The sequence below is a fragment of the Parabacteroides sp. PF5-9 genome, assembly GCF_029893105.1.
GTDB lineage: Bacteria > Bacteroidota > Bacteroidia > Bacteroidales > Tannerellaceae > JARXWG01.
In genome coordinates this window covers 54,213-75,133 of sequence record NZ_JARXWG010000009.1, presented here as the reverse complement: position 1 = coordinate 75,133, position 20,921 = coordinate 54,213, and the positions used below count along the sequence as shown (strand labels likewise).

Below are 20,921 nucleotides of genomic sequence, written 5' to 3'. Positions count from 1 at the left end.
CAGGTTTGATTGATTATCGAAACAGGTTTTTCAGTCCATCCATATCAAATGACAGGGAAAAACGAAGGGTTTGATCCAAGGGGTTACTTTGTACGGTACTGATCAGATAAGCGGCATCCAACTGGAATACACTCATACGGAAACCGGCACCTAGTGAAAAATATTGACGGTTTCCCTGATTTTCATTTTCGTAATAGTATCCACCACGAAGAAAGAACTGATCGTTATATCCATATTCCACACCGATTGATGCCATAATTTCCTTTAATTCACCACTGAAACCACCGGGTGAGTCACTGAACGATTTGAACATCCCTTTAATCGATCCGATATTATTATAATCAATAATGGCTTGATCATAAGCGACCTGATCTTCTTCTGTGTTTCCCGTCTTAACAGGGTAGCTGGGCACGAGGTATTTACTCAGGTCGACATAGAAACCAATACGGTTGTAGTCATCCAGCGGGTATAACAAACCGGTACCCAGCTTCAATGTTGTGGGCAAAAACTGATTGGTCGTTCCTTCATCATAGGATACCTTAGTCCCCATATTGGAGATATTAAACCCGAAACTCCATAAGCTTTCACCGCCACCAATCATCACATATTTTTCCATATAACCAGCTAAGTCGGCAGCAAACGCATCTGCCGGAACCATATCATCTTGTGTCTGTGCACTCATATCTGAACGGATATAACGCAAAGCAACTGCCATAGAAAAAGATTCCGAAAGTTTACGGCTGTAACTGACGTCGAGGGCTAATTCGTAAGGATTCATTATGATAGAAGATTGGGTGTCGTGCCCCGGCTCACTCACTTCTCCCAATGAGAAATAACGCAGAGATGCACCGATTGCCTGAAGATCGTTATCGCCGATCTTATAATATCCTGATAAATACGCGAGCGCCACATCATTAACCAACTTACGCAACCAAGGGGTATAGGATAAAGAAATACCCGCTTTACTGTATTGAAAAGCATATTTGGCCGGATTCCAATACTGGGAACTGATATCCGGAGTTGTTGCCACTCCATTATCCCCCATAGCACCTCCACGGGCGTCGGGTGCAATTGATAGCGAAGGAACAGCTGTATGGATCGGAGCAAAATCTTTTTTGTTTTGAGCCTTTGTTGTTGAGATCGAAACGGAAGTCATCACACAAAGGATTATGAAGAATACATAGACTTTTGAAACTTTCATCATAATAATTCTATTTGTTAAACGTGAGCATTTATTGCTCTTACATATAAACTGAATTGAGTAATCTTTATTGTGCCAGAATGATTAATTTGTTCGCTTTAGTAGCCTCTTTGGAATTCTTTGTACGAATCGCTGCCCGGTATAAATAGACACCCGGACGCAAACGTGAACCATTCATATTGGTCAGATCCCATGAAACAACATAAGCCTTAAAGAGTTCGGAGGAGCCAGTTTCTGACGCTTTCCACTGAAGCCTTCCGGTAATATCATAGACCATTATTTCCACCGTGATTTTTGATTCAGGACGATTGTGCTCGAGTCTGAATTCCACCTGTTCACGTGCAGGATTAGGCGTTGCATACACTTCGGAGATATATGGTTTTAACCCTTCAAGCACCTCAAAAGAGAATGTTGTTTTCGTTGAATTATTTTGTACATCCCAAACAATAAATTCAGCCTCATGTATGCCTGGATCAAGAGAAGGAATTGAGTACTGCACCAATCCTTCACCGTCTGAGTCTGACGTTATTTCGTAGAATGAATTCAGGTTATAACTTCGTGTAGGCATATTATCGATTGTCAGCATCATATCGTGCCCGATACTGCTACCGGTAATGTTTATACCGCTTTTATCCCATAAACGAGCAAAGAACAGGGGAGTCGGATTTACTTTTCCACCACTAACGAAGGTCGTATCATTCAGATATATCGCCTTAACAGTAGGTCCATCCCTATCCTCTTCCGCATTTGTATCAGTCCCTTTGACAATGTAGTTCAGGAATTTACCTTGTGCTTCATGGCCGGAAGATTCATCCTCTGCATACAAACTCATCTTGCCGCTTTTACCCGAATAAGAATTGTCTTTGGGTACTGTAAAAGTAAAACTGAATTTTCCATCCTTTACACTTTCATTACCAATAAATAAGGTGTTCGGATAGGTGGTATATTGAAATACACCATATTTACTACTGTTGTTATCCAGTGTTGTGATACTATCTTTACTGTCTAATACCGTGACATTTATTTTACCATTAAAATCTGTCGCTATATTTCCGTCAGGATCTTTAATATATCCTTCGACAGTTATTTTACTTAGTGCCTGAAATGTTACGGTGTCATTTCCCACAGGTTGATTATTGATGGCGCTTACCTCCATCTGGTATTCCGGATAAGCCAATTTCATAGCCGGATCACCAATGAGGATAAAATTTAGCTTATTACTGTCTGACCCTATCGCTCTTTTGGCCTCTTTAATCGTTTCACCCAACGTAAGCCGGCGGTTATCATTTTTACTGAAAAGATACCGTGTGAGTTGTTGGTTGATAATAAAATTTCGTTCCCGATAGACCACACGCGTCGTGGTAAATAGTCCAATTCCTCCACTGGTTTTATTTAACAAAACATATTCACCGGCAGAGGTCGTAGGTGAGTCAAACCGGGTAAAGTCGCAAGTAGCCGTGATCCATAAGGGTAGCCGTGTATATTGTGCATCCCGAATCATTGTTTCCGTCATAACACGCTCTTCTGCCCATGATTTAGTATCTCCATGGCCGGAGTAATTGATCGTCAATAATCCGTTTTTCAATAGTTGCTGAACTTTGGAATTGACGTCTGGGTATGAACTGTGTCCTCCGGCATTATTTTTCTTGTAAGTATCAAAATAGACTTTGTTGACCAGGAATTCCGGATGGTTATTTTCGACGTATTCAGCCAAAACGTCAGCATTGTACATATGTGCCGTATCAAATGAATCCGACTGATTTCCATCATCAGCAACAAAAGCCACATTATTTTTCCATCCACCGGTGACATTGTTATTCATATATCCGATCAGCTTATCGACCACCAACCGCGCCTCTTCAGCTGTTCGAACAGGCAATCGTCCGATTCCGATATCCAATGTACTGCTTTGCATAATGATATCCGAATCATCCAGAAACCCAAAGTAGTCATCCGTGACATAAGAACCGATATCGATCGAATTAACAGATTGATAGGTAAGCAATAACTGATCGCCATATTGCTTGAAGATACTTTGGATATCAGAGTTGTTAGAAACTCCTCTATTGTCGTACACTCCGTCTCCAAACAGTAACAGATATTTCGGTGCATCTTTTTCCGACGTATGCCGATCGTAAAACATTTTCATGAAACGGCGGTAAGCACTTGCATCAGGCGCTCCGCTGGAAAATTCATTGTAGATCTCTTTAGGATTGACGACTTTCACGCTTAATCCGTCTTTCTCTTCATGTATCTGCGCCAAACGATCAGCCTGTGTCTTGAATTCAGAAGAGGATATGATGATCATGTCTGTTTGCGGCAAGGCATGCAAGTTTTGGTTTTTGACATCCCCCTCTTTTAGGGGAGTAGGAAATGATTTATCCTTCTGTACAATCGCAAATTCACGTAAACTTCCGGCCGGAATAGTAAACGAAAGTTCTGATCCGCTGAGAGTTGTTTGCATCACTTTGGGATTGACACCGTCGGTCACATCAAAAACCAGTGTGTTACTATTCGCTTCCTGTATGATAAACTGCGAGGCTTTATCTATCGAAGGAATACTTCTGAAAAGCGTAAATGCGTCGTAAGGTTTTAATACACGTTCTGTATGGAGTATGATAAAATCGAGATGAACATTCTGATGTCCGGACTGGTCATACTGGACAGTGGCCACTATATTTTCGCTCTTTACCCCCGTCCAATCCTCTATCGGATAGACAGAGGTCGCTTTGGTATATACCTCATTTCCGGTTGTTGCACTATACGGGAAACTTCCTCGTAAAATACGTTCATTGTCGATATATAGAGAAACAGATCCGCCGTTGGTACTGGTCGCTTTGGAAATAAAACGCATACTGACTTTGGCATTTCCGTTTGGAACAATACCTGGGATGTAGAATTTAAAATCTTGCTTCAGGTTTGTGGCAAACGACTCACCGAACAGATCGCGTCCCGATTCATTCGGCGAATACCATTCCTTCTCATGCAGGTCGTAATCATCAAAAACAGTAATATTTTGAACACTTTGACCAGCAGATTCTATTGTATCCATCTCTTTAGGAGGAATAGAGTCGGTCAGGAAATAATACCCATAATTGGAATAAGGGTTCACTGTATGGGTAAACGATTTATAGTCAGGATCGTTATTGGAACTCCATAAATCCCATTTAATGGGTCCTTTCGCATAGAAGAGCATATAATCCGATTCGCGCCAGACGGCAACAGGAGGCAGATCGTCCACATATTCCTTTCTGAAATCTTCATCCAAAGGCCAACCGCCATATCCATGAACAGAGACTTTCTCCGGATCGGAAAATCCCCAATCACGCAAATCTTGATAGGAAAGCTTATATATACCGGTAAAGTCCACCCTGATTTTTACCCATTTTCCACCATCCAATACCGAATTGGCGGCATAGCGGTTGCCATTGCTCCACGCAAGTGTACCGGTAATGAATAACAACAGTAATGTATAAAATAATTGCTTCATTTGATCTTAAAATCCAACACTTTTCGGTCTCCCAGAAATCCTTTCAGATGATCGTTTATACGAACCGGTCCGACTCCCGCTGGTGTACCTGTATATATTAAATCACCAATTTTCAAAGTAAAGAAGCGACTGACGTATGCGATGATCCTGTCAACCGAAAAAAGCATATCTGCCGTATTTCCTTCTTGTACCTTCCGATCGTTTATCATTAAATGAAACGGTATCTGATTGATATCACCCACCTCTTCCAGCGAGACAAACTCACCGACTGCCGCCGAATTATCAAACGCTTTACTGATTTCCCAAGGCAATCCTTGTGATCGCAGCCGATTCTGTATATCCCGTGCTGTAAAATCAATACCCACGGTAATCTCCTGATAATACCTGTGCGCAAAACGTTCGGCAATATTTTTCCCTAACCTATCGATTCTTACGACAATTTCCGTTTCATAATGAATCTCTAATGAAAAATCAGGAATAAAGAAAGGTTTACCCTCTTTCAATAACGATGAATCGGACTTCATAAAAATAGTAGGTTCCGATAATTCTAACGAATGATGAAGCTCTTTATTGTGAGCGGCATAATTCATTCCGACAGCGATGATCTTCATGTTTTAATGGTTGAGCGAATTCAAGCGGTTGTACATAACAGCGAGATGGGCGTATAAAGAGGTGTTCTGTACGACAATATGTTCAGGTACACGGATACGGAAAGGGGTAAAATTCCATAACGCTTTAATCCCTCCGGCAATAGCCAAATCGGTCACTTCTTGTGCTTTACCTACCGGCACAGTGATGATGCCTATTGTTGCACCTAACTCTTTTTGCTTTTTAGCAAAATCGCTGATATGAAACACCGGAATTCCATTGATTGTTGTATCAGACAGTTCTTCACGCACATCAAACCCTGCAATGATTTCTACGCCATACTGATCCAATCCCGAATCATGCAATAAGGCGCCTCCAAGACTTCCTACTCCGAACAGAAAAGCCTTATGTTGTGCATTAAATCCAAGAAAATCTTCCAATACATTAATTAATGTATCAATCTCATATCCCACCCGCGTTTTACCCGATATTTTTACAAAAGAAAGATCCTTGGCGACCTGACTGGAATCGACACTAATCTCTTTGGATATTTGTGTCGATGAAACAAAAGTTTCTCCTTTGCCTTTCAATAACTTCACAAAGGCAAGATACCACGGCAATCGTCTGAGTGTCGGTTCTGGTACTTTCCATGTTTGTTTATCACCATTGGTAGGCATTGTATCTCCTCTATTTAATAAATAAACGCATACAACAAATCCTTTGTTGTTTCTAATCGCAAAGTTACGATTTTTTTTGGGTGTGAGTTGTATTATCGCATTTATTTAGTGAGTCTGCAAGCGCTTATCTTTGTCCGTTTTTTGTATCAATCCGACTTTTTGTCTATATTGCCCGTATGAATTCGGAATGGATCCGAATGGATGAATTTTTATTTTAATAAGGAAAGAGTGCGCTTATCATAGTCTATTAAAAAATGAAACTAAATACCGGAATATTCTCAGGTGTAGGGTGTCTTATTTTGTTGATCTGTGTTGTCTATACTCCTGCATGGGGAAATAACGACATAAAAGCATTATCCAATTATCTGGATCATTTGATGGTCAACAAGCAACAACTTGCCCTACAAAAGGAACAACGGATAAATAAATTGAAAGATATGCTAAGCCTGTCTGATTTTTCTTTGGAGCAGAAATATGAAATAAACCGGAAATTGTATGAAGAATATAAAACATACAAACTGGATTCTGCTGTCTGTTTTGCAGAAAGGAATCTACAAATTGCTGGTTTATTAGAGATAGATTCGCTGGCCTACATCTCCTGTATTCAGTTGGCGACCATGTATTCTTGTTCTGGACTGTTTCGTGAATCGGAAAATATATTGAAAAGCCTAAATTCAGCTGAATTACCCAAAGGATTACTCCCTGATTATTATTATGCCTACTGCCTCTTTTTTGAACGTTACGGAGCCGCCTATAATCTACCAGGTTATGCGCAGCAAAAAGAAGAATACCGCGACTCCTTACTGAACACATTGCCCACCTCAGTCTATACATACAAAATAAACAAAGCCCGGCAATGCATCACTTATAAACAGGCTGAACAGGCTGAAAAAATACTCCTGAACTTATTGGAAGAAGCTGCGGTCGATTCACATGATTATGCATTTATCACCTACTATCTTGGAGCAGTTTACAGAATTATGCAGAATAAACAGCTGGAAAAAAAATATTTCCTACTGTCGGCTATTGCTGATATAAAGGGAGGGATAAAGGAGAATGCGTCATTCCAGGAGCTTGCTTTGGTATACTATGAAGCTGGAGATATAGCAAAAGCCTTTCAATACACACAGTCAGCTATCGAAGACGCTGTATTTTGCAATGTGCAATTTCGAACCATGCAACTATCGGAATTTTATTCCATTATAAATGCCTCGCATCAAGCCAAGGAAACTTATGCGAAAAGGCAATTGCGATTATATCTGGGGTTGGTCTGCATACTTTCGGTCTTTCTGGTTATACTCGTAGTCTATATCTATCAACAGATGAAGAAATTGGCAAAAATGAGAGAAGTGCTATTACAAACAAACGATAAATTGCTTCAGTTGAATGAAGATTTGAATAATACCAATCACTTATTATCGGAGAAAAACATCCTTTTGCAGGAAGCCAACCATATTAAAGAACAATATATTGCTCAATTTTTTGATCTGTGTTCGAATTACATCAACAAAATGGAAGAAAACCGGAGATCCTTACATAAATTAGCCATAAACAAACAACTTGAACAACTAATCAAAAAACTAAAATCCACAACAGAAGTAGACGGTGAATACGATGATTTGTATCGACATTTTGATACTGTATTCTTAAGTTTATATCCTACTTTTATCGCCGACTTCAACGCACTATTGCTCAAGGAAGAACGAATTAAACTAAAATCGAAAAATTTTTTAAATAAAGAACTACGTATTTATGCCTTGTTGCGTTTAGGGATTACCGATAGTGAGAAAATAGCGTCTTTTCTCCGGTGCTCGCTGAGTACTGTTTATAATTATAGGACAAAGATTAGAAACAAAGCCTCCATATCGCGTGATACATTTGAAGAAAGGGTTATGAAAATAGGGATTTTACATCAAAAAAAGAAATAACAGCCCCTTTAAAACAACTACATTTTTCATCTTATCACAACTATTCAACAAGCTATCCAACAATACGATAGCTTTTTTAAATATCTACATAATTATTCCCGCACTTATCCTCCATATGAATTTGAGTTAATTTTACGATGTTGATTCATTCAACAGAAAAAACTCACCGATATAACCTAAAATAGAATAATAATATGGAAAGAAAAACATTTCTGAAAACAACGGGATTACTTATAGCCGGAGGTCTAATGGGAAAAACTAGAGCAACAGAACGCTATCTGGCTGATGAAGTAATGAGTAATGGTAGCACTATACCGGCAACATCCGATTATCTAATGATGGATCTACATGTCCACCGCTCTAACAAACAGACGATCGAGGATATTGTAGCTAAATCTGAAAAAACAGGTATACGGTTTGGTGTCATGCAGAATATTGCGCCATGGGGCATGAAAAGCGATGCCGATTTAAAAGCTTATATTGATGAATTAAAACCTTACCCTGTGTATATCGGTTTACAGCCCATGATGCCGGGATGGTCCAAGAATTTCTCACCCGAACTCATTGCTCAGGCCGACTATGTGGCTATGGATCCACAGGTTGTTTCCAATGGAAATGGTTATAACGAAACAATCAACGTATGGGAATATGCATCCTATATTGATGATCCCGAGACGTTTATGGGGCGTAATATGCAGCACTATATGACGATCCTCACTGGCGACGACCCGATAAATATATTTGCCTGCCCTCTCTTTTTACCTGCAAGTATTGAACGTGAATACCATAAATTATGGACAAAAAAACGCCTACAACAGATTATTGATGCCGCGCGTGCAAGAAACATCGCCATCGAGATCAACGATTTGGTACGCGTACCACACGAAGAGTTCATCCTTATGGCTAAACGTGCCGGTTTGAAATTCACCTTTGGCTCGGATACCCGCGATGAGAAGACAGGACGTTTAGACTATTGCAAGTATATCGCCCAAAAATGTCAACTGACACAAAAAGATTTTTACATACCCGAACGAGAGATTTAAATAAGTTGCAATAACAATTACTGATGTTATTTTTAAGATACTCTGCCGTCTCTAATGGCGGTAGAGTGTTCTTGTTATGCCTTTATTTACAAAAATACGACAGCCTCCTATCCATAAACTAAAGAGAATTTAATCATGAAATATAAGTTCCTATTAGTGTTTCAATTCGCGATTCTGAGTTGTTATGCGCAGCACTATACACAAATTTCTTTTGAAGATTCTTACAAACGTATATATCATATCACCCGATTGACGAATGAAAAGCCCGTGATCGATGGGAAACTGAATGATCCTGTCTGGGAAAACCAGGGGGAATGGTCGGATGATTTTGTACAGGGTTCACCTTATGAGCGTCGACTGACTGATTCTCCGACACAGATGAAAATCTTTTACGACGAGAAATACATCTATGTCGGCCTTTCTTGTAAAGATATCGAACCTTGGAAAATGAATCGTTTTATAGATAATCGTGATGCAAATGAGGTTGGCGATCTGGTCAGTATCGCCTTTGACACCTATCACGACTTTCGGGCAGCATTCGAGTTTGAATTGAATCTGGGAGGAAACCGGACAGATCAGATCGTGACCGATCAATTAGTGGAAAACCGTAGCTGGAATGCCGTATGGGATGCTAAAACAGATGTAAATTTACAGGATTCGATCTGGACGGCTGAGATGCGAATTCCATTTAGCCAGTTACGCTATAACCAACTCTCGAATGATGGCATCTGGGGACTGCATGTACGTCGTGTTATTCGCAGGAATGATGAATCACAGAGTTGGAGTTTGATTCCGTCAACAAACAATGGGCATGTTTTTTCTTTTGGTGAAATGCATGGTATGAATGATTTACCCAAACCAAAAGGCATAGAAATACTACCTTATGTTATGGGTAAATACAAACAAGAACCTAAAGTAGCGGGAAGTCCGTATCAAAAAGGAGATTTATGGGATGGAAATATTGGATTGGATGCCAAACTTGCTATCGCTGATTTTACACTTGACCTGACCGTCAATCCTGATTTCGGACAGGTTGAATTAGACCCTTCAATGATGAATCTGACAGCCTATGAAACATTTTATGATGAGAAACGTCCTTTTTTTCTGGAAGGAAAACATATTCTGGATTTCAACAATGGAAAGGATATGATGTTTTATTCGCGTCGTATAGGTGCACAACCTTCATTTACTCCGGAAAATATTGATAATAAAACTCATTTTGCGAGTACATTGGAGAATATCCCCATTATCGGCGCATTGAAACTTACCGGAACCAATAGGAGAGGAGTTACATTAGGGGTCGTACAAAGTTTTACGGCACGTTCATCCTTGAAAGTGACCCGTAACGGAACAGCTTCAAAAGAAGTGGTAGAACCCTTTACCAATTACACCGTTGCACGTGTACAGAAAAACTGGAAAGGAAATACATTATTGGGAGGAATGGTCACATCAGTTAACCGGGCATTGAATGAAGATCACCTGAAAAAAATATTGGTTCAAAATGCGTTTACGGGAGGGATCGATTTTACACGTTATTTTGCTGATCGTCTTTATTATGTTGAAGCCAAAGGGATGTTCAGCCACCTGACCGGATCAGAAGAGGCTATAACTCTTTTACAACAAAGTCCGGCGCATTATTATCAACGGACTACATCAGACTATCTGGGAGTCGATCCCAACAAGAGCACTTTAACAGGAACAGGAGGCTACCTGAAAGTAGGCAGAAAAGGGACTGCCAAATGGATCTTTTCCGAAACGTTCGGTTGGTCTTCTCCCGGATTCGATTTGAATACGCTCGGATATATGAAAGATGCAGATTATATCTCCAATGAAACGGAGGTTACATTTAAGCAGACCAATAGATGGAAATTCTTCAGAAAAAACACATTCACACTGAAACAGACCAATAAATGGGACTACGGAGGGCGTGCTATCCAGAATTCTTTGGATTTTGAGTGGAAAAGCATGCTCTTAAATCGTTTTGAGATAAGCCTGGCGGAAAGTTATGGATGGAACTATATCGGTACCCGTAAATTGTATGGAGGTCCTGCACTTCGTGTCAATCCGTACATTGTAAGTACGCTCAATATAAATAGTGATAAATCGAAACGCGTTGTGTTTTCTACCGAATATATCAATGACTATTCTACAAGTGGCAATTTATATCAAACGATTACTCCGGCTATCTCTTTACGCTTGGGCAATCATCTGTTACTATCCGGAGAATTTACCTATGAAACCAAAAAAGAACATATGCAATACGTAACAACCATACCGGGTAACACTTCGAACATCCCTTTTTCATCAGATGATTATGTTATGGGACACATGCGGCAAGACACATATGGATTAACCCTCAAAGTTCAAATGAATGTGACGCCGGATATCTCCATTCAGTTCTACGGCTCGCCATATACCTCTACCGGTAAATATTCTCAGTTTAAACATGCCACAAATACATTGGCTCGAAATCACAAAGAACGCTACCATTTGTTTGAAGGCAATGAGATTAGTGCCCCTATTGATAATCAGTACAATATTAACTGGAACGATAAACATTATCAGTTCACAAATCCTGATTTCAGTTTTAATGAATTCCGTTCCAATCTGGTGGCGCGTTGGGAATATAGACCAGGTTCTACTCTTTATCTGGTTTGGGAACATACCATGTCGGACAGAGCAAACCGTATTGTCTCCGGTTGGGGCAATAACCTCGACCGTATGTTCGGGCTGCCTGCGTCTAATGTGTTTATGATCAAGTTGAATTATTGGATTAATTTATAACAACCCACAAAAAAAGAGAGAAAAACGAAAGTTTTTCTCTCTTTAGAGCGGAAGACGGGGCTCAAACCCGCGACCCTCAGCTTGGAAGGCTAATGCTCTATCAACTGAGCTACTTCCGCAATTTAATTGTCAATTTGAGCGAGCCTACTCGCTCATGTGTGGGTAGTGATGGATTCGAACCACCGAAGTCGAAAGACAGCTGAGTTACAGTCAGCCCCATTTGGCCACTCTGGAAACTACCCCTTTTTCAATCGCAGTGCAAAGGTAGGATTAATTTTGTAATTTACAAGAAAAATCGATCATTTTTATTGCTGTAATTGCCGCTTCATCCCCCTTGTTTCCATACTTTCCCCCAGCCCGATCTTCAGCTTGTTGCATGTTATCTGTCGTTAACAATCCAAAAATGAATGGGATATCATACATCAGGTTCAATTCGGTTATTCCTTGAGTCACACTATCGCAGACATAATCAAAATGCGGCGTATCACCTCTGACAACACACCCCAATATGATCACAGCATCCAAATCTTTGTTTTCTGCCAGGCTTTTCGCACCAAATGTCAACTCAACACTCCCGGGAACTCTTCCTACGGCAATGTTTTCAGAAAGCATTCCGTGTTTTTCTAATGTATTACAAGCCCCTTCTAATAATTTTTCCGTTATCGCTTTATTCCACTCAGCCACAACAATACCGACCTTCATTTCTGAAGCATCCGGTATACTATTAAAATCGTATTCCGATAAATTCTGATAAGCTGTTGCCATACACTTCTTATTAAAAGAAAAGGATGTCTGCTACTTATTGTAAGACATCCTTTTTTATCATGAATAAAAATTGTTTATTTCCCTGCTAATAAGGATGCGCGTGTGATATATTTATCGATATCACTTGCTTCTGTCGACGAATAATACTTTTCTTTAATGGTAGTATATGCTTTTACCGCATCACTATACCGTTGCAGACTTTCATAAGCAATACCTGCTTTCTTCAAATAGGCAGGGCTAACCACTTCGTTATTTGCTGCTTTAGCAGCCTTTTCAAAATAACTAACACCCTCTTTGACGTTCCCCATATTGACGTAACAATCGCCGATAAGGCCTGTAACAGCCGGAGAGATCATCTCATCTTTAGCACTAAACGACTTTAAGTAATCCAATGCTTTCTGATTGTCACCCATTCTAAAATAACAGATACCGGCATACGCTTTGGCCAAATTACCGGATTTCGTACTTCCGTATTGACTGATTATCGCCTCAAATCCGTCATAATCGGCTCCATTGCCATTTAATGCCAGATTGAAAGAGTCCTTCGCAAAATACTGTTCACCTTTAAACAGTGCAGCTACCGCTTTCTTTTCTCTTGGAACCAAATAACCATGTTGGATACCCATATATGCACCAATCACCACAGCAATCGCTGCAATGGCATAAATAATTTTCTTGGAATGATTTTCGATAAACTGTTCCGATCTTGAAACAATCTCTTCAACTTCTAACTCCTTGTGGGTCTCTTTCTTCTTAGCAGCCATAACTTGATACTATCGTTTTTTATAATTTTTACCGTTGTTTTAATGCCGTTAGCATTTCAAAGCGCAAAAGTAGTTTTTTTTATGGAATAAACTACACATACGAACTATATTTTTTAATTTTGTACGTTCAATACCATATAATGATACTCAAAAAACTATCTATTCTCAACTATAAAAATATCCTTCAGTCTGAAGTTTGCTTTTCGCCTAAGATCAATTGCTTTTTTGGCAATAACGGAATGGGTAAAACAAACCTGTTGGATGCCATTCATTATCTTTCATTTTGCAAGAGTCACCTAAACACGCCTGATAGCCAGATTATTCATAAAGAACAAGAAATGTGTGTTGTTCAGGGAGAATACGACTACGACAACAGAAACGAAGAGATTTTCTGTGCCATCCGCCGCCGGCAACGCAAACAATTCAAACGAAACAAAAAAGAGTATGATAAGTTATCCGAACATATCGGACTATTGCCTCTGGTCATCGTTTCACCGGCCGACTCGGAGTTAATTCAGGGAGGAAGCAGTGAACGGCGTCGTTTTCTGGATCTGATCATTTCGCAACAAGACAAACAATACCTGCATGCTCTTATCCAATATAATAAGGTATTGCAACAGCGAAATTCACTCTTAAAAGCACAATCATCAGACCACTCACTCTATGACGTACTCGATATTCAGCTTGAAAGATATGGTGAGTTGGTCTATGAAAAAAGAAAAATGCTTGTCGAAGATTTCACCCCTCTCTTCAACAGTTATTACCAGAAAATATGCTGTTCGTCGGAAGAAGTCGGGTTGGAATACACCTCTCAATTAGCCAACGACAAATTGTATGACACCCTTTTGGCCAATAGAGAACGTGACCGGATCCTGGGATATACTTCGACCGGTATTCATAAAGACGAATTGGCCATGACGTTAGGCGGAACGTTGATTCGCCGCATCGGCTCACAAGGGCAGAATAAAACATACCTGATTGCTCTGAAACTTGCACAGTTTGTATTCCTCAAACAAAAAGGAGAGACGACTCCGATTTTATTATTGGATGATATTTTCGACAAACTGGACGCGATCCGTGTGGAGCAGATCATACATCTGGTCGGAGAAAAAGAGTTCGGACAGATCTTTATCACCGACACCAACCGCAAGTACTTGGATGAGATACTTGCGACCATGAACCACGAGTATGCCTTATTTAAAGTAGAGCAAGGCGAAACCAAACAAATGGAAGCGTAAACGATGAGACGAAAAAACTCACAAACCATCGGTGAAGTCTTACGGGATTTTTTCGAACAAAATACCGACCTGCACCAGAAAATCCTTGAGAGTCGTATCGAACGCGCCTGGGGAGAAGTGCTCGGTCCTATGGTGATGCAATATACACGGAATATCTATATTAAAAATGGGGTTATGTATGTTTCACTCTCTTCTTCCGTTTTACGTAGTGAACTGACCTTATGCCGTGAGCGGCTGGTTAAAAGTTTAAACGAATACGCCGGAGGCGAAGTCATACGCGACCTTGTAATCCGTTAATTGTCTGCCGATGTTACTCACCGATGCATTAAAAGAATTTATTCGCCAGCATACGAACGACGACTTAAACGACCTCCTATTAAAAGCGTCCCGTTATCCCGGAATCGATATCCCTTTTGTTGTTGATCAGTTGTCCGCCCGACGACAAATCAAGGAAAAATTACCCACTTGGTATTGCAATGAAGCACTTATTTTCCCATCAAAGATTGCTGCCGAACAGTGCTCCTCTGAACCCACAGCCTATTATAAACAGCGATTAGTAAACAGTGACGACCATTTGGTTGATCTCACCGGAGGTCTGGGAGTTGACACATGGGCCTTTTCCCAAAAGGTCAAAAAAGTAACCTATATCGAACGCTTCCCTACATATTGTAAGGCTGCCTCTCATAATTTCAAGCACCTGAACGCCTCCAATATTCAACTTGTCGAAGGCGATGCCACACAAATCATTCAAACATTGAATGATATCGATGTCATCTATATCGACCCGGCCCGCCGAAAAGAAGGCAACAAACGGGCTTATGCCCTACAGGAGTGTGAACCTGATTTAATCAGCCTACTACCTGTTTTGTTTGAAAAAGCGCCCCGGATTATTGCCAAGATATCTCCGATGGCCGATATTCGTTTAACGTCAGACTTATTGCCGAAGACTACAGCGATCCATATCCTTTCAGTTAAAAACGAATGTAAAGAACTTCTTTTTGTACTCGAAAAAAACAAAGCTGTGGAAACGCCCTTCATCCATTGCATCAATTTTACCACTGCAAACAAAGAAGAGTCTTTTGAATTTACCTTAATAGAAGAGCAGTCGGCAACAGCATTTTTTATTGAACAAACAGGCACCTATCTGTATGAACCCAATGCATCCATACTAAAAGCCGGTGCATTTAAAAGCGTATCGACTCAGTTCGGATTGGGTAAAATCGCCGTAAGCAGCCACCTGTATTCCTCCAACCAACTGATAGAGACATTCCCCGGCCGGATTTTCCAGATAGAAGAGATCATCCCGTTCAACAACAAAGCGATCAAACAATTCGCCAAAAACACCCCTCAGGCAAATATTACCGTCCGCAATTTTCCACTTTCGGTCGATGAACTACGCAAACGAACCGGAATAAAAGATGGAGGCTCCATCTATCTGTTTGCCACCACCACCCAAGCCAAAGAGAAAATCATACTGCGTTGCTGCCAATTATAATACGGGGATTTTATCCAAAACACTGTCGATAACAATCATTTTCATTACATTCCTCTCTTTTAATGAACCGCATCTGCTGTTATTTTTGTGCGATATATTAATCGTCTACCAATTGGTAGACGATAGTGACACAGTTGGTAGACGAAAGTGCACCAACTGGTAGACGATAGTGACACAGCTGGTAGACGATTAGTCTAACCGCACAAAAATCGTCACACATCATAAACAAAACAAGAACACTCCCTGATCAAAAAGGTAAGAGTAGCCATACGCTCCTATACATTTTAAATATTATAATACCTTTGCGTATCGTATAGGTATCGAACAGATAGAATCACCAGAAGGATGGAGGGAAAGAAAAAGAGTAAAAAAGTGGCATTGGCCTTATCTACCGGAGGAGCCAGAGGACTTTCATTTATAGGTGTCATTGAAGAACTGGAGACACAGGGTTTCGAAATTTCTTCTATCGCGGGGTGTTCAATAGGCGCATTGATCGGAGCGGCGTATGCCACAGGACGATTAGCAATATGTAAACAGGTTTTGTGCGGATTGACCAGAGGGAAATTGCTCTCGCTTGTCGATCTGTCTCTACGCAGGAATGGAGGGTTGATAAAAGGTGTTCGTATTATGGACTTACTGGAAAGGCATATCCCTCCTGCCCAAATAGAAGATTTACCTATTCCTTTTACAGTGGTGGCGACAGATATCACACACGGGCAGGAATATCTGTTTGATAAAGGAGATCTTCATGAGGCCATCCGTGCTTCAATCGCGATGCCTGGGGTATTTGAACCTGTACACCGTGAGAACAGGGTGTTAATCGACGGAGGGTTGATCAACCCATTACCACTGGACAGAGTAAAAAGAGGTGAGAATGACTTACTGTTTGGCGTAATTGCCGGAGCTTCAGACACCAAAAACAATCGGTCGGCAACAGAATCGATCCGTTCTATCCTAACAAAATCATCGACTCTAATGGTTCAACGCCTCATCAGCTATTCGGTGGAGAAACAGCAACCGGATCTGGTTATACCTGTTCCCGGTAGCAGATACGGTGTCATGCAATTTGATAAAGCTGCCCAGATCATTGAACTGGGCAGAGAAACTGCCAGAGAATACCTCCGGCAGCTATAAATTATTTATTTTTTTGTCAGGATATACAGTTCTGCCAAATCGCCGGTTATACGATGCCCTTGTATATCCAAAGCGAAAAGCTTGTTTTCTCCAACTTGGTATTGTTCAGCACTGTCTCCTCCCAACGTGATGATACTGCCTTGTTCATTCCAACTGTATTTCCCTGATTTTTCAAAAGCGATATTCTCTTTTTCAATACCTTGATACACCTGTTTCATCGAAAAACTATCCCTCGATAGAGTGATTTCAGTATAAATACCCGAGCAATCAGCACAAGGTAAAGTACCAACATATAGCCCCTCATAGTCCAATGCATTTTGAGAATTATGCGTATCTCTCACAACTTGCGGAGGTTCAGCTTCGGCCTGTACCTCTACGGCAGGTTGTTTTTGGTTATTACAAGCAGATAAAACCGCACATACAGCGCCTAAACACAGCAAAACACTCCAAATGTTCTTTTTCATTTTGATCAAATTTTAATTCTATAATTGTAGAATAACAAGCCAAAGATACTTATAGTTTTAATCTCTTTTCGAATCATAAAAAAAGTATTAGTACATTTGAAAAGATTTTTAATGGGTTTAATAGATTTTTACAGATATGATCTTAACAATGGTTTTATACTTCGTACTGGCTATCGGAGTCTCTTTTTTATGTTCGATTATGGAAGCCGTATTATTGTCCACTCCGGTATCATACGTGAATATGCGTGTGGAATCGGGAGATAAATTGGCTGGTTTATTTTTAAAATTAAAAACCAATTCGGAAGGCCCCATAACGGCTATTCTTACCTTAAACACGATTGCACACACCATCGGATCGGCCGGTGTTGGCGCCGAAGCGGCTGAAGTTTTCGGAAAAGAGTACTTAGGGGTTATCTCCGGTATACTGACTTTTTTAATCTTGGTCTTTTCTGAAATTTTACCTAAAAATATAGGGGTCTACTACTGGAGACGGTTAATCGGTTTTTCGGCCGTAACCATTCAGGTGATGAATATAATCAGCTATCCGGTTGTGTGGCTGTCCAAACACCTGACGAAACTGATCGCACCCAAGAACAAAGAGGCTTCTGTCAGCAGGGAGGAGGTCTCCTCATTAGTAAAAATGGGCGAACAGGAAGGGGTGTTTAAAACGAGTGAAAACAGAATTATCAATAACCTGATTCATTTTGAAGAGAAAAAAGTCAGAGATATTATGACCCCCAGAACAGTGGTGGTCGTGGCCGATGGAGACAAACCGATCAAAGAGTTCCCGACCGAAGAGACCTATTCACGTATTCCGATCTACGAAGGTCCGATGGACAATATCGTGGGGTATGTACTTCGAAGTGATGTCTTAAAATGTCTGGCGGAAGATCGGTTTACCGACAATATCGCCTCCATTAAAAGAGAGATCATGATCTTCACAGAGGTATTGCCTGTGCCGGCCGCTTTGGAGAAGTTTCTGACCAGCAAAGAGCATATCGCTGCCATTATGAATGAGTACGGCACATTCGAGGGGGTGGTTACGCTGGAGGATGTGCTCGAAACCTTATTGGGTGAAGAGATCCTGGACGAAGAAGATAGCATAGCCGATTTACAGGATCATGCCCGTAAAACAAGTGTTGTAATGAACCGGATGGGTGATCACTTCAAAGACGAGTAACTTTGCATTCATGAAAACAAGAGCCATTTAAAGAAAGTTGATTTCAGACAGGCCTTAAAACATTGGCGTTTTATGCTGCTAACGACTGCTTTTATCGTAGAATAACCTGAAATAAAAATATATCCTCCCGTTTTCAAAATAAAAATACATTTTTTTAGGCTGTTTTTTCACAAAACACTATCTTTACTCGAAAATAGATGAACAAAAGGTATCAAAAGAGATCTCTTTTTTCAGTAAATGCAGTACAAGGCTTCTTTTTGTAATAAAAATAAAGTGAAAAAAATCAGCGCTATAGTATTAATGGTAATAATGATATTACTACCGGTCAATACGGTATATTGTCATTCAGATCTTACGACTGGTCAGGATCGGCCGGTTTATACGCCAACAGTTGATTCACTATTACACCTTATCGATATAACATCCGGGGCAGAATTATTGAAACTCTATCCACGTTTACATAAAGCGCTTTATGAAGTAGAAGATATGGATGTCCACTTGGCATTTAACCGGGATTTTATCGCTGCAGCAAAAAATGCCAAAGATAAAAAAGCCGAGGCGATAGCTTACGTGCTTAGAGTCGAGGCGTTGTATAACTACAGAATGCCAGATAGCCTAATGTTGACAGAATCATTGAAAGCACTTGATTTTATGCAAGATGTACCCGAGGCTGAAGTGCATTATTTCTATGTCGCCTCAGTCGTGGGAGATATTTACATGTTGCAAGGCAACTATGAAGAAGCCTTGAATTATGCCGAAAAATTTTATGATGAGGCGAAAAGTATGAATAGTCATTCCGGATTAGTCGCTTCATTACAAACCATGGGTAAGGCGTATGAAGAACTCGGACTCTTGGATAAGGCCGAGATTGCCTTTCGGGAGTGTATAACTGCCGCGGATGAAAAGACTGACTCAGGTATGAAAGGGGAAGCGTACTCTTATCTGGTAGATATGTTAAACGGTCAGAAACGTTATGAGAGTGCACTCGAGGTGAGTAAAGAATTTGAGGCCTATCTACAACGTATTGATGCCTACAACGGCGAATTGAAGAATCTTTGTTTCCTTAATTATTTGGGGTATGCCGCCTCATACACTAAGCTGGGACAATACACCCTGGCTCGTACATATATATCTAAAGCAGAGGGATTCCCGGTTGCCAATACCCGTTTGGGACTGTATTCGGTCGAAAACGAACGTTTCAGCCTGTTCTATGAAGAGGGACGGTATGCAGAAGCCGAATATTCACTCAATCAACTTGAAGAGATTCTACAAGATGAGACATCTTCTTTTCAAGCAACCTCCAAAATCAAAGAGGCACGCGCCAAGCTTTATTTTCATTGGGGGAAATATGAAAAAGCAGCAAACGCGTATAAGGCGTATGTCGCCGGGAAAGACTCCGTACAGCGAGTTGACATGGCTAACAAGTTGAATACATTGCGTACCCGGCATGAAGTCGATAAACTAGAAATGCAGAAAGAACAACAAAAACAGACACTTCGGTATACGCTCCTATGGTTTTCTATTGTACTCATACTATTGTGTGTGATCCTTGCTATCATAGTATTCAATGCACGCAAACTTCGGATCAAAAATCGTTCCATGCTCGAACAGATCAAGAAACAGGATCAATTAGAGGCCGAGAATGAACGCATACGTAGCGAACAGACTCAGAAAAACACTCTTACTACTGAAAATCAAGAAAACAGAAAACTACAAGAACTCTATGATCAATTGAAGGTTCTCATGAAAGATCCTGCTGTATATACAGATCCGAACATCAACCGCCGAAGTATTGCAAAAATGCTGAACACAAATGAAAAATATGTATTTACAGCGATTCGTAAATATAGTCATATGAGTGTTTCGGAATATGTAAACCATCTTCGACTCAACTATGCCAGAATACTGCTCTCCAATCCGGCAGAAGGCCGAACGATAGAAACCATTGCTCATAATGCCGGATTTAATAGTCGCAGCATTTTTTACCATCTCTTCAAGGAAAAGTATGGAATGACTCCTGTCGAATTCCGACGACTTATCACATCATCTTAAGATTTTCATCCTTTAATAAAACAGCGGACAAACAAGCGCCTCATTTGTTGTTTTTCAATGATTTACAAATAGTGTACAAAAAAGTACAGATACGACACACCTCTTTAATATTATCAAT

The 20,921-nt window shown here is 40.4% G+C and carries 16 protein-coding genes and 2 tRNA genes; 9 read left to right on the top strand and 9 right to left on the bottom strand.

The window, feature by feature from the left end; genetic code table 11:
• Positions 1-13 precede the first annotated feature (13 nt).
• From porV to M2135_RS07030, 4 genes are all read right to left on the bottom strand, one after another.
• The gene (gene porV, locus M2135_RS07045) at positions 14-1,156 is read right to left on the bottom strand and encodes a type IX secretion system outer membrane channel protein PorV (protein WP_280747853.1); all 1,143 of its coding nucleotides are present in this window, start codon (positions 1,154-1,156) and stop codon (positions 14-16) included.
• A gap of 112 nt (positions 1,157-1,268) precedes the next feature.
• On the bottom strand, positions 1,269-4,691 hold the full coding sequence (gene porU, locus M2135_RS07040; protein ID WP_280747821.1) for a type IX secretion system sortase PorU: 3,423 nt from the start codon (positions 4,689-4,691) through the stop codon (positions 1,269-1,271).
• On the bottom strand, positions 4,688-5,302 hold the full coding sequence (locus M2135_RS07035; RefSeq protein WP_280747820.1) for a fumarylacetoacetate hydrolase family protein: 615 nt from the start codon (positions 5,300-5,302) through the stop codon (positions 4,688-4,690). The genes porU and M2135_RS07035 overlap by 4 nt, the downstream gene beginning before the upstream one ends.
• A 3-nt stretch (positions 5,303-5,305) precedes the next feature.
• Entirely contained in the window at positions 5,306-5,956 is a 651-nt protein-coding gene (locus M2135_RS07030; RefSeq protein ID WP_280747819.1) for a redox-sensing transcriptional repressor Rex, read from the bottom strand.
• Positions 5,957-6,210: 254 nt separating this feature from the next.
• On the opposite strand from M2135_RS07030, the gene M2135_RS07025 reads away from it, so the two are divergent.
• From M2135_RS07025 to M2135_RS07015, 3 genes are all read left to right on the top strand, one after another.
• The gene (locus M2135_RS07025) at positions 6,211-7,884 is read left to right on the top strand and encodes a DUF6377 domain-containing protein (RefSeq protein WP_280747818.1); all 1,674 of its coding nucleotides are present in this window, start codon (positions 6,211-6,213) and stop codon (positions 7,882-7,884) included.
• Positions 7,885-8,078: 194 nt separating this feature from the next.
• Entirely contained in the window at positions 8,079-8,927 is an 849-nt protein-coding gene (locus M2135_RS07020) for a hypothetical protein (protein WP_280747817.1), read from the top strand.
• A 135-nt stretch (positions 8,928-9,062) separates the two neighbouring features.
• The gene (locus tag M2135_RS07015; RefSeq protein WP_280747816.1) at positions 9,063-11,711 is read left to right on the top strand and encodes a DUF5916 domain-containing protein; all 2,649 of its coding nucleotides are present in this window, start codon (positions 9,063-9,065) and stop codon (positions 11,709-11,711) included.
• 46 nt (positions 11,712-11,757) lie between these two features.
• Here M2135_RS07015 and M2135_RS07010 read toward each other — a convergent pair.
• The 4 genes from M2135_RS07010 to M2135_RS06995 all read right to left on the bottom strand — a co-directional run bounded on the left by M2135_RS07010 (position 11,758) and on the right by M2135_RS06995 (position 13,240).
• Positions 11,758-11,830 (bottom strand) — tRNA-Gly (locus M2135_RS07010).
• Between the two features lie 40 nt (positions 11,831-11,870).
• A tRNA-Tyr gene (locus M2135_RS07005) sits at positions 11,871-11,953 on the bottom strand.
• Positions 11,954-11,981: 28 nt separating this feature from the next.
• Positions 11,982-12,476, bottom strand: coding sequence for a 6,7-dimethyl-8-ribityllumazine synthase (gene ribH / locus M2135_RS07000; protein ID WP_280747815.1), 495 nt, complete (start codon positions 12,474-12,476; stop codon positions 11,982-11,984).
• A 74-nt stretch (positions 12,477-12,550) separates the two neighbouring features.
• The gene (locus M2135_RS06995) at positions 12,551-13,240 is read right to left on the bottom strand and encodes a tetratricopeptide repeat protein (protein WP_280747814.1); all 690 of its coding nucleotides are present in this window, start codon (positions 13,238-13,240) and stop codon (positions 12,551-12,553) included.
• A gap of 140 nt (positions 13,241-13,380) precedes the next feature.
• Between M2135_RS06995 and recF the strand changes: the two genes are divergently transcribed.
• From recF to M2135_RS06975, 4 genes are all read left to right on the top strand, one after another.
• Positions 13,381-14,478, top strand: a complete 1,098-nt coding sequence (recF, locus tag M2135_RS06990; RefSeq protein WP_280747813.1) for a DNA replication and repair protein RecF — start codon at positions 13,381-13,383, stop codon at positions 14,476-14,478.
• 3 nt (positions 14,479-14,481) lie between these two features.
• Complete coding sequence (locus M2135_RS06985) at positions 14,482-14,775, top strand: DciA family protein (protein WP_280747812.1); 294 nt, start codon at positions 14,482-14,484, stop codon at positions 14,773-14,775.
• A gap of 10 nt (positions 14,776-14,785) precedes the next feature.
• Positions 14,786-15,973, top strand: coding sequence for an RsmD family RNA methyltransferase (locus tag M2135_RS06980; protein ID WP_280747811.1), 1,188 nt, complete (start codon positions 14,786-14,788; stop codon positions 15,971-15,973).
• 345 nt (positions 15,974-16,318) lie between these two features.
• The gene (locus M2135_RS06975; protein ID WP_280747810.1) at positions 16,319-17,107 is read left to right on the top strand and encodes a patatin-like phospholipase family protein; all 789 of its coding nucleotides are present in this window, start codon (positions 16,319-16,321) and stop codon (positions 17,105-17,107) included.
• A gap of 5 nt (positions 17,108-17,112) precedes the next feature.
• On the opposite strand, the gene M2135_RS06970 is transcribed toward M2135_RS06975, so the two are convergent.
• The gene (locus M2135_RS06970; protein ID WP_280747809.1) at positions 17,113-17,571 is read right to left on the bottom strand and encodes a copper resistance protein NlpE; all 459 of its coding nucleotides are present in this window, start codon (positions 17,569-17,571) and stop codon (positions 17,113-17,115) included.
• A 148-nt stretch (positions 17,572-17,719) separates the two neighbouring features.
• Here M2135_RS06970 and M2135_RS06965 point away from each other — a divergent pair, with 148 nt between their 5' ends.
• Both M2135_RS06965 and M2135_RS06960 read left to right on the top strand, forming a co-directional pair.
• On the top strand, positions 17,720-18,751 hold the full coding sequence (locus M2135_RS06965; protein ID WP_280747808.1) for a hemolysin family protein: 1,032 nt from the start codon (positions 17,720-17,722) through the stop codon (positions 18,749-18,751).
• A 309-nt stretch (positions 18,752-19,060) separates the two neighbouring features.
• Entirely contained in the window at positions 19,061-20,803 is a 1,743-nt protein-coding gene (locus tag M2135_RS06960; RefSeq protein WP_280747807.1) for a helix-turn-helix domain-containing protein, read from the top strand.
• Positions 20,804-20,921: the final 118 nt, after the last annotated feature.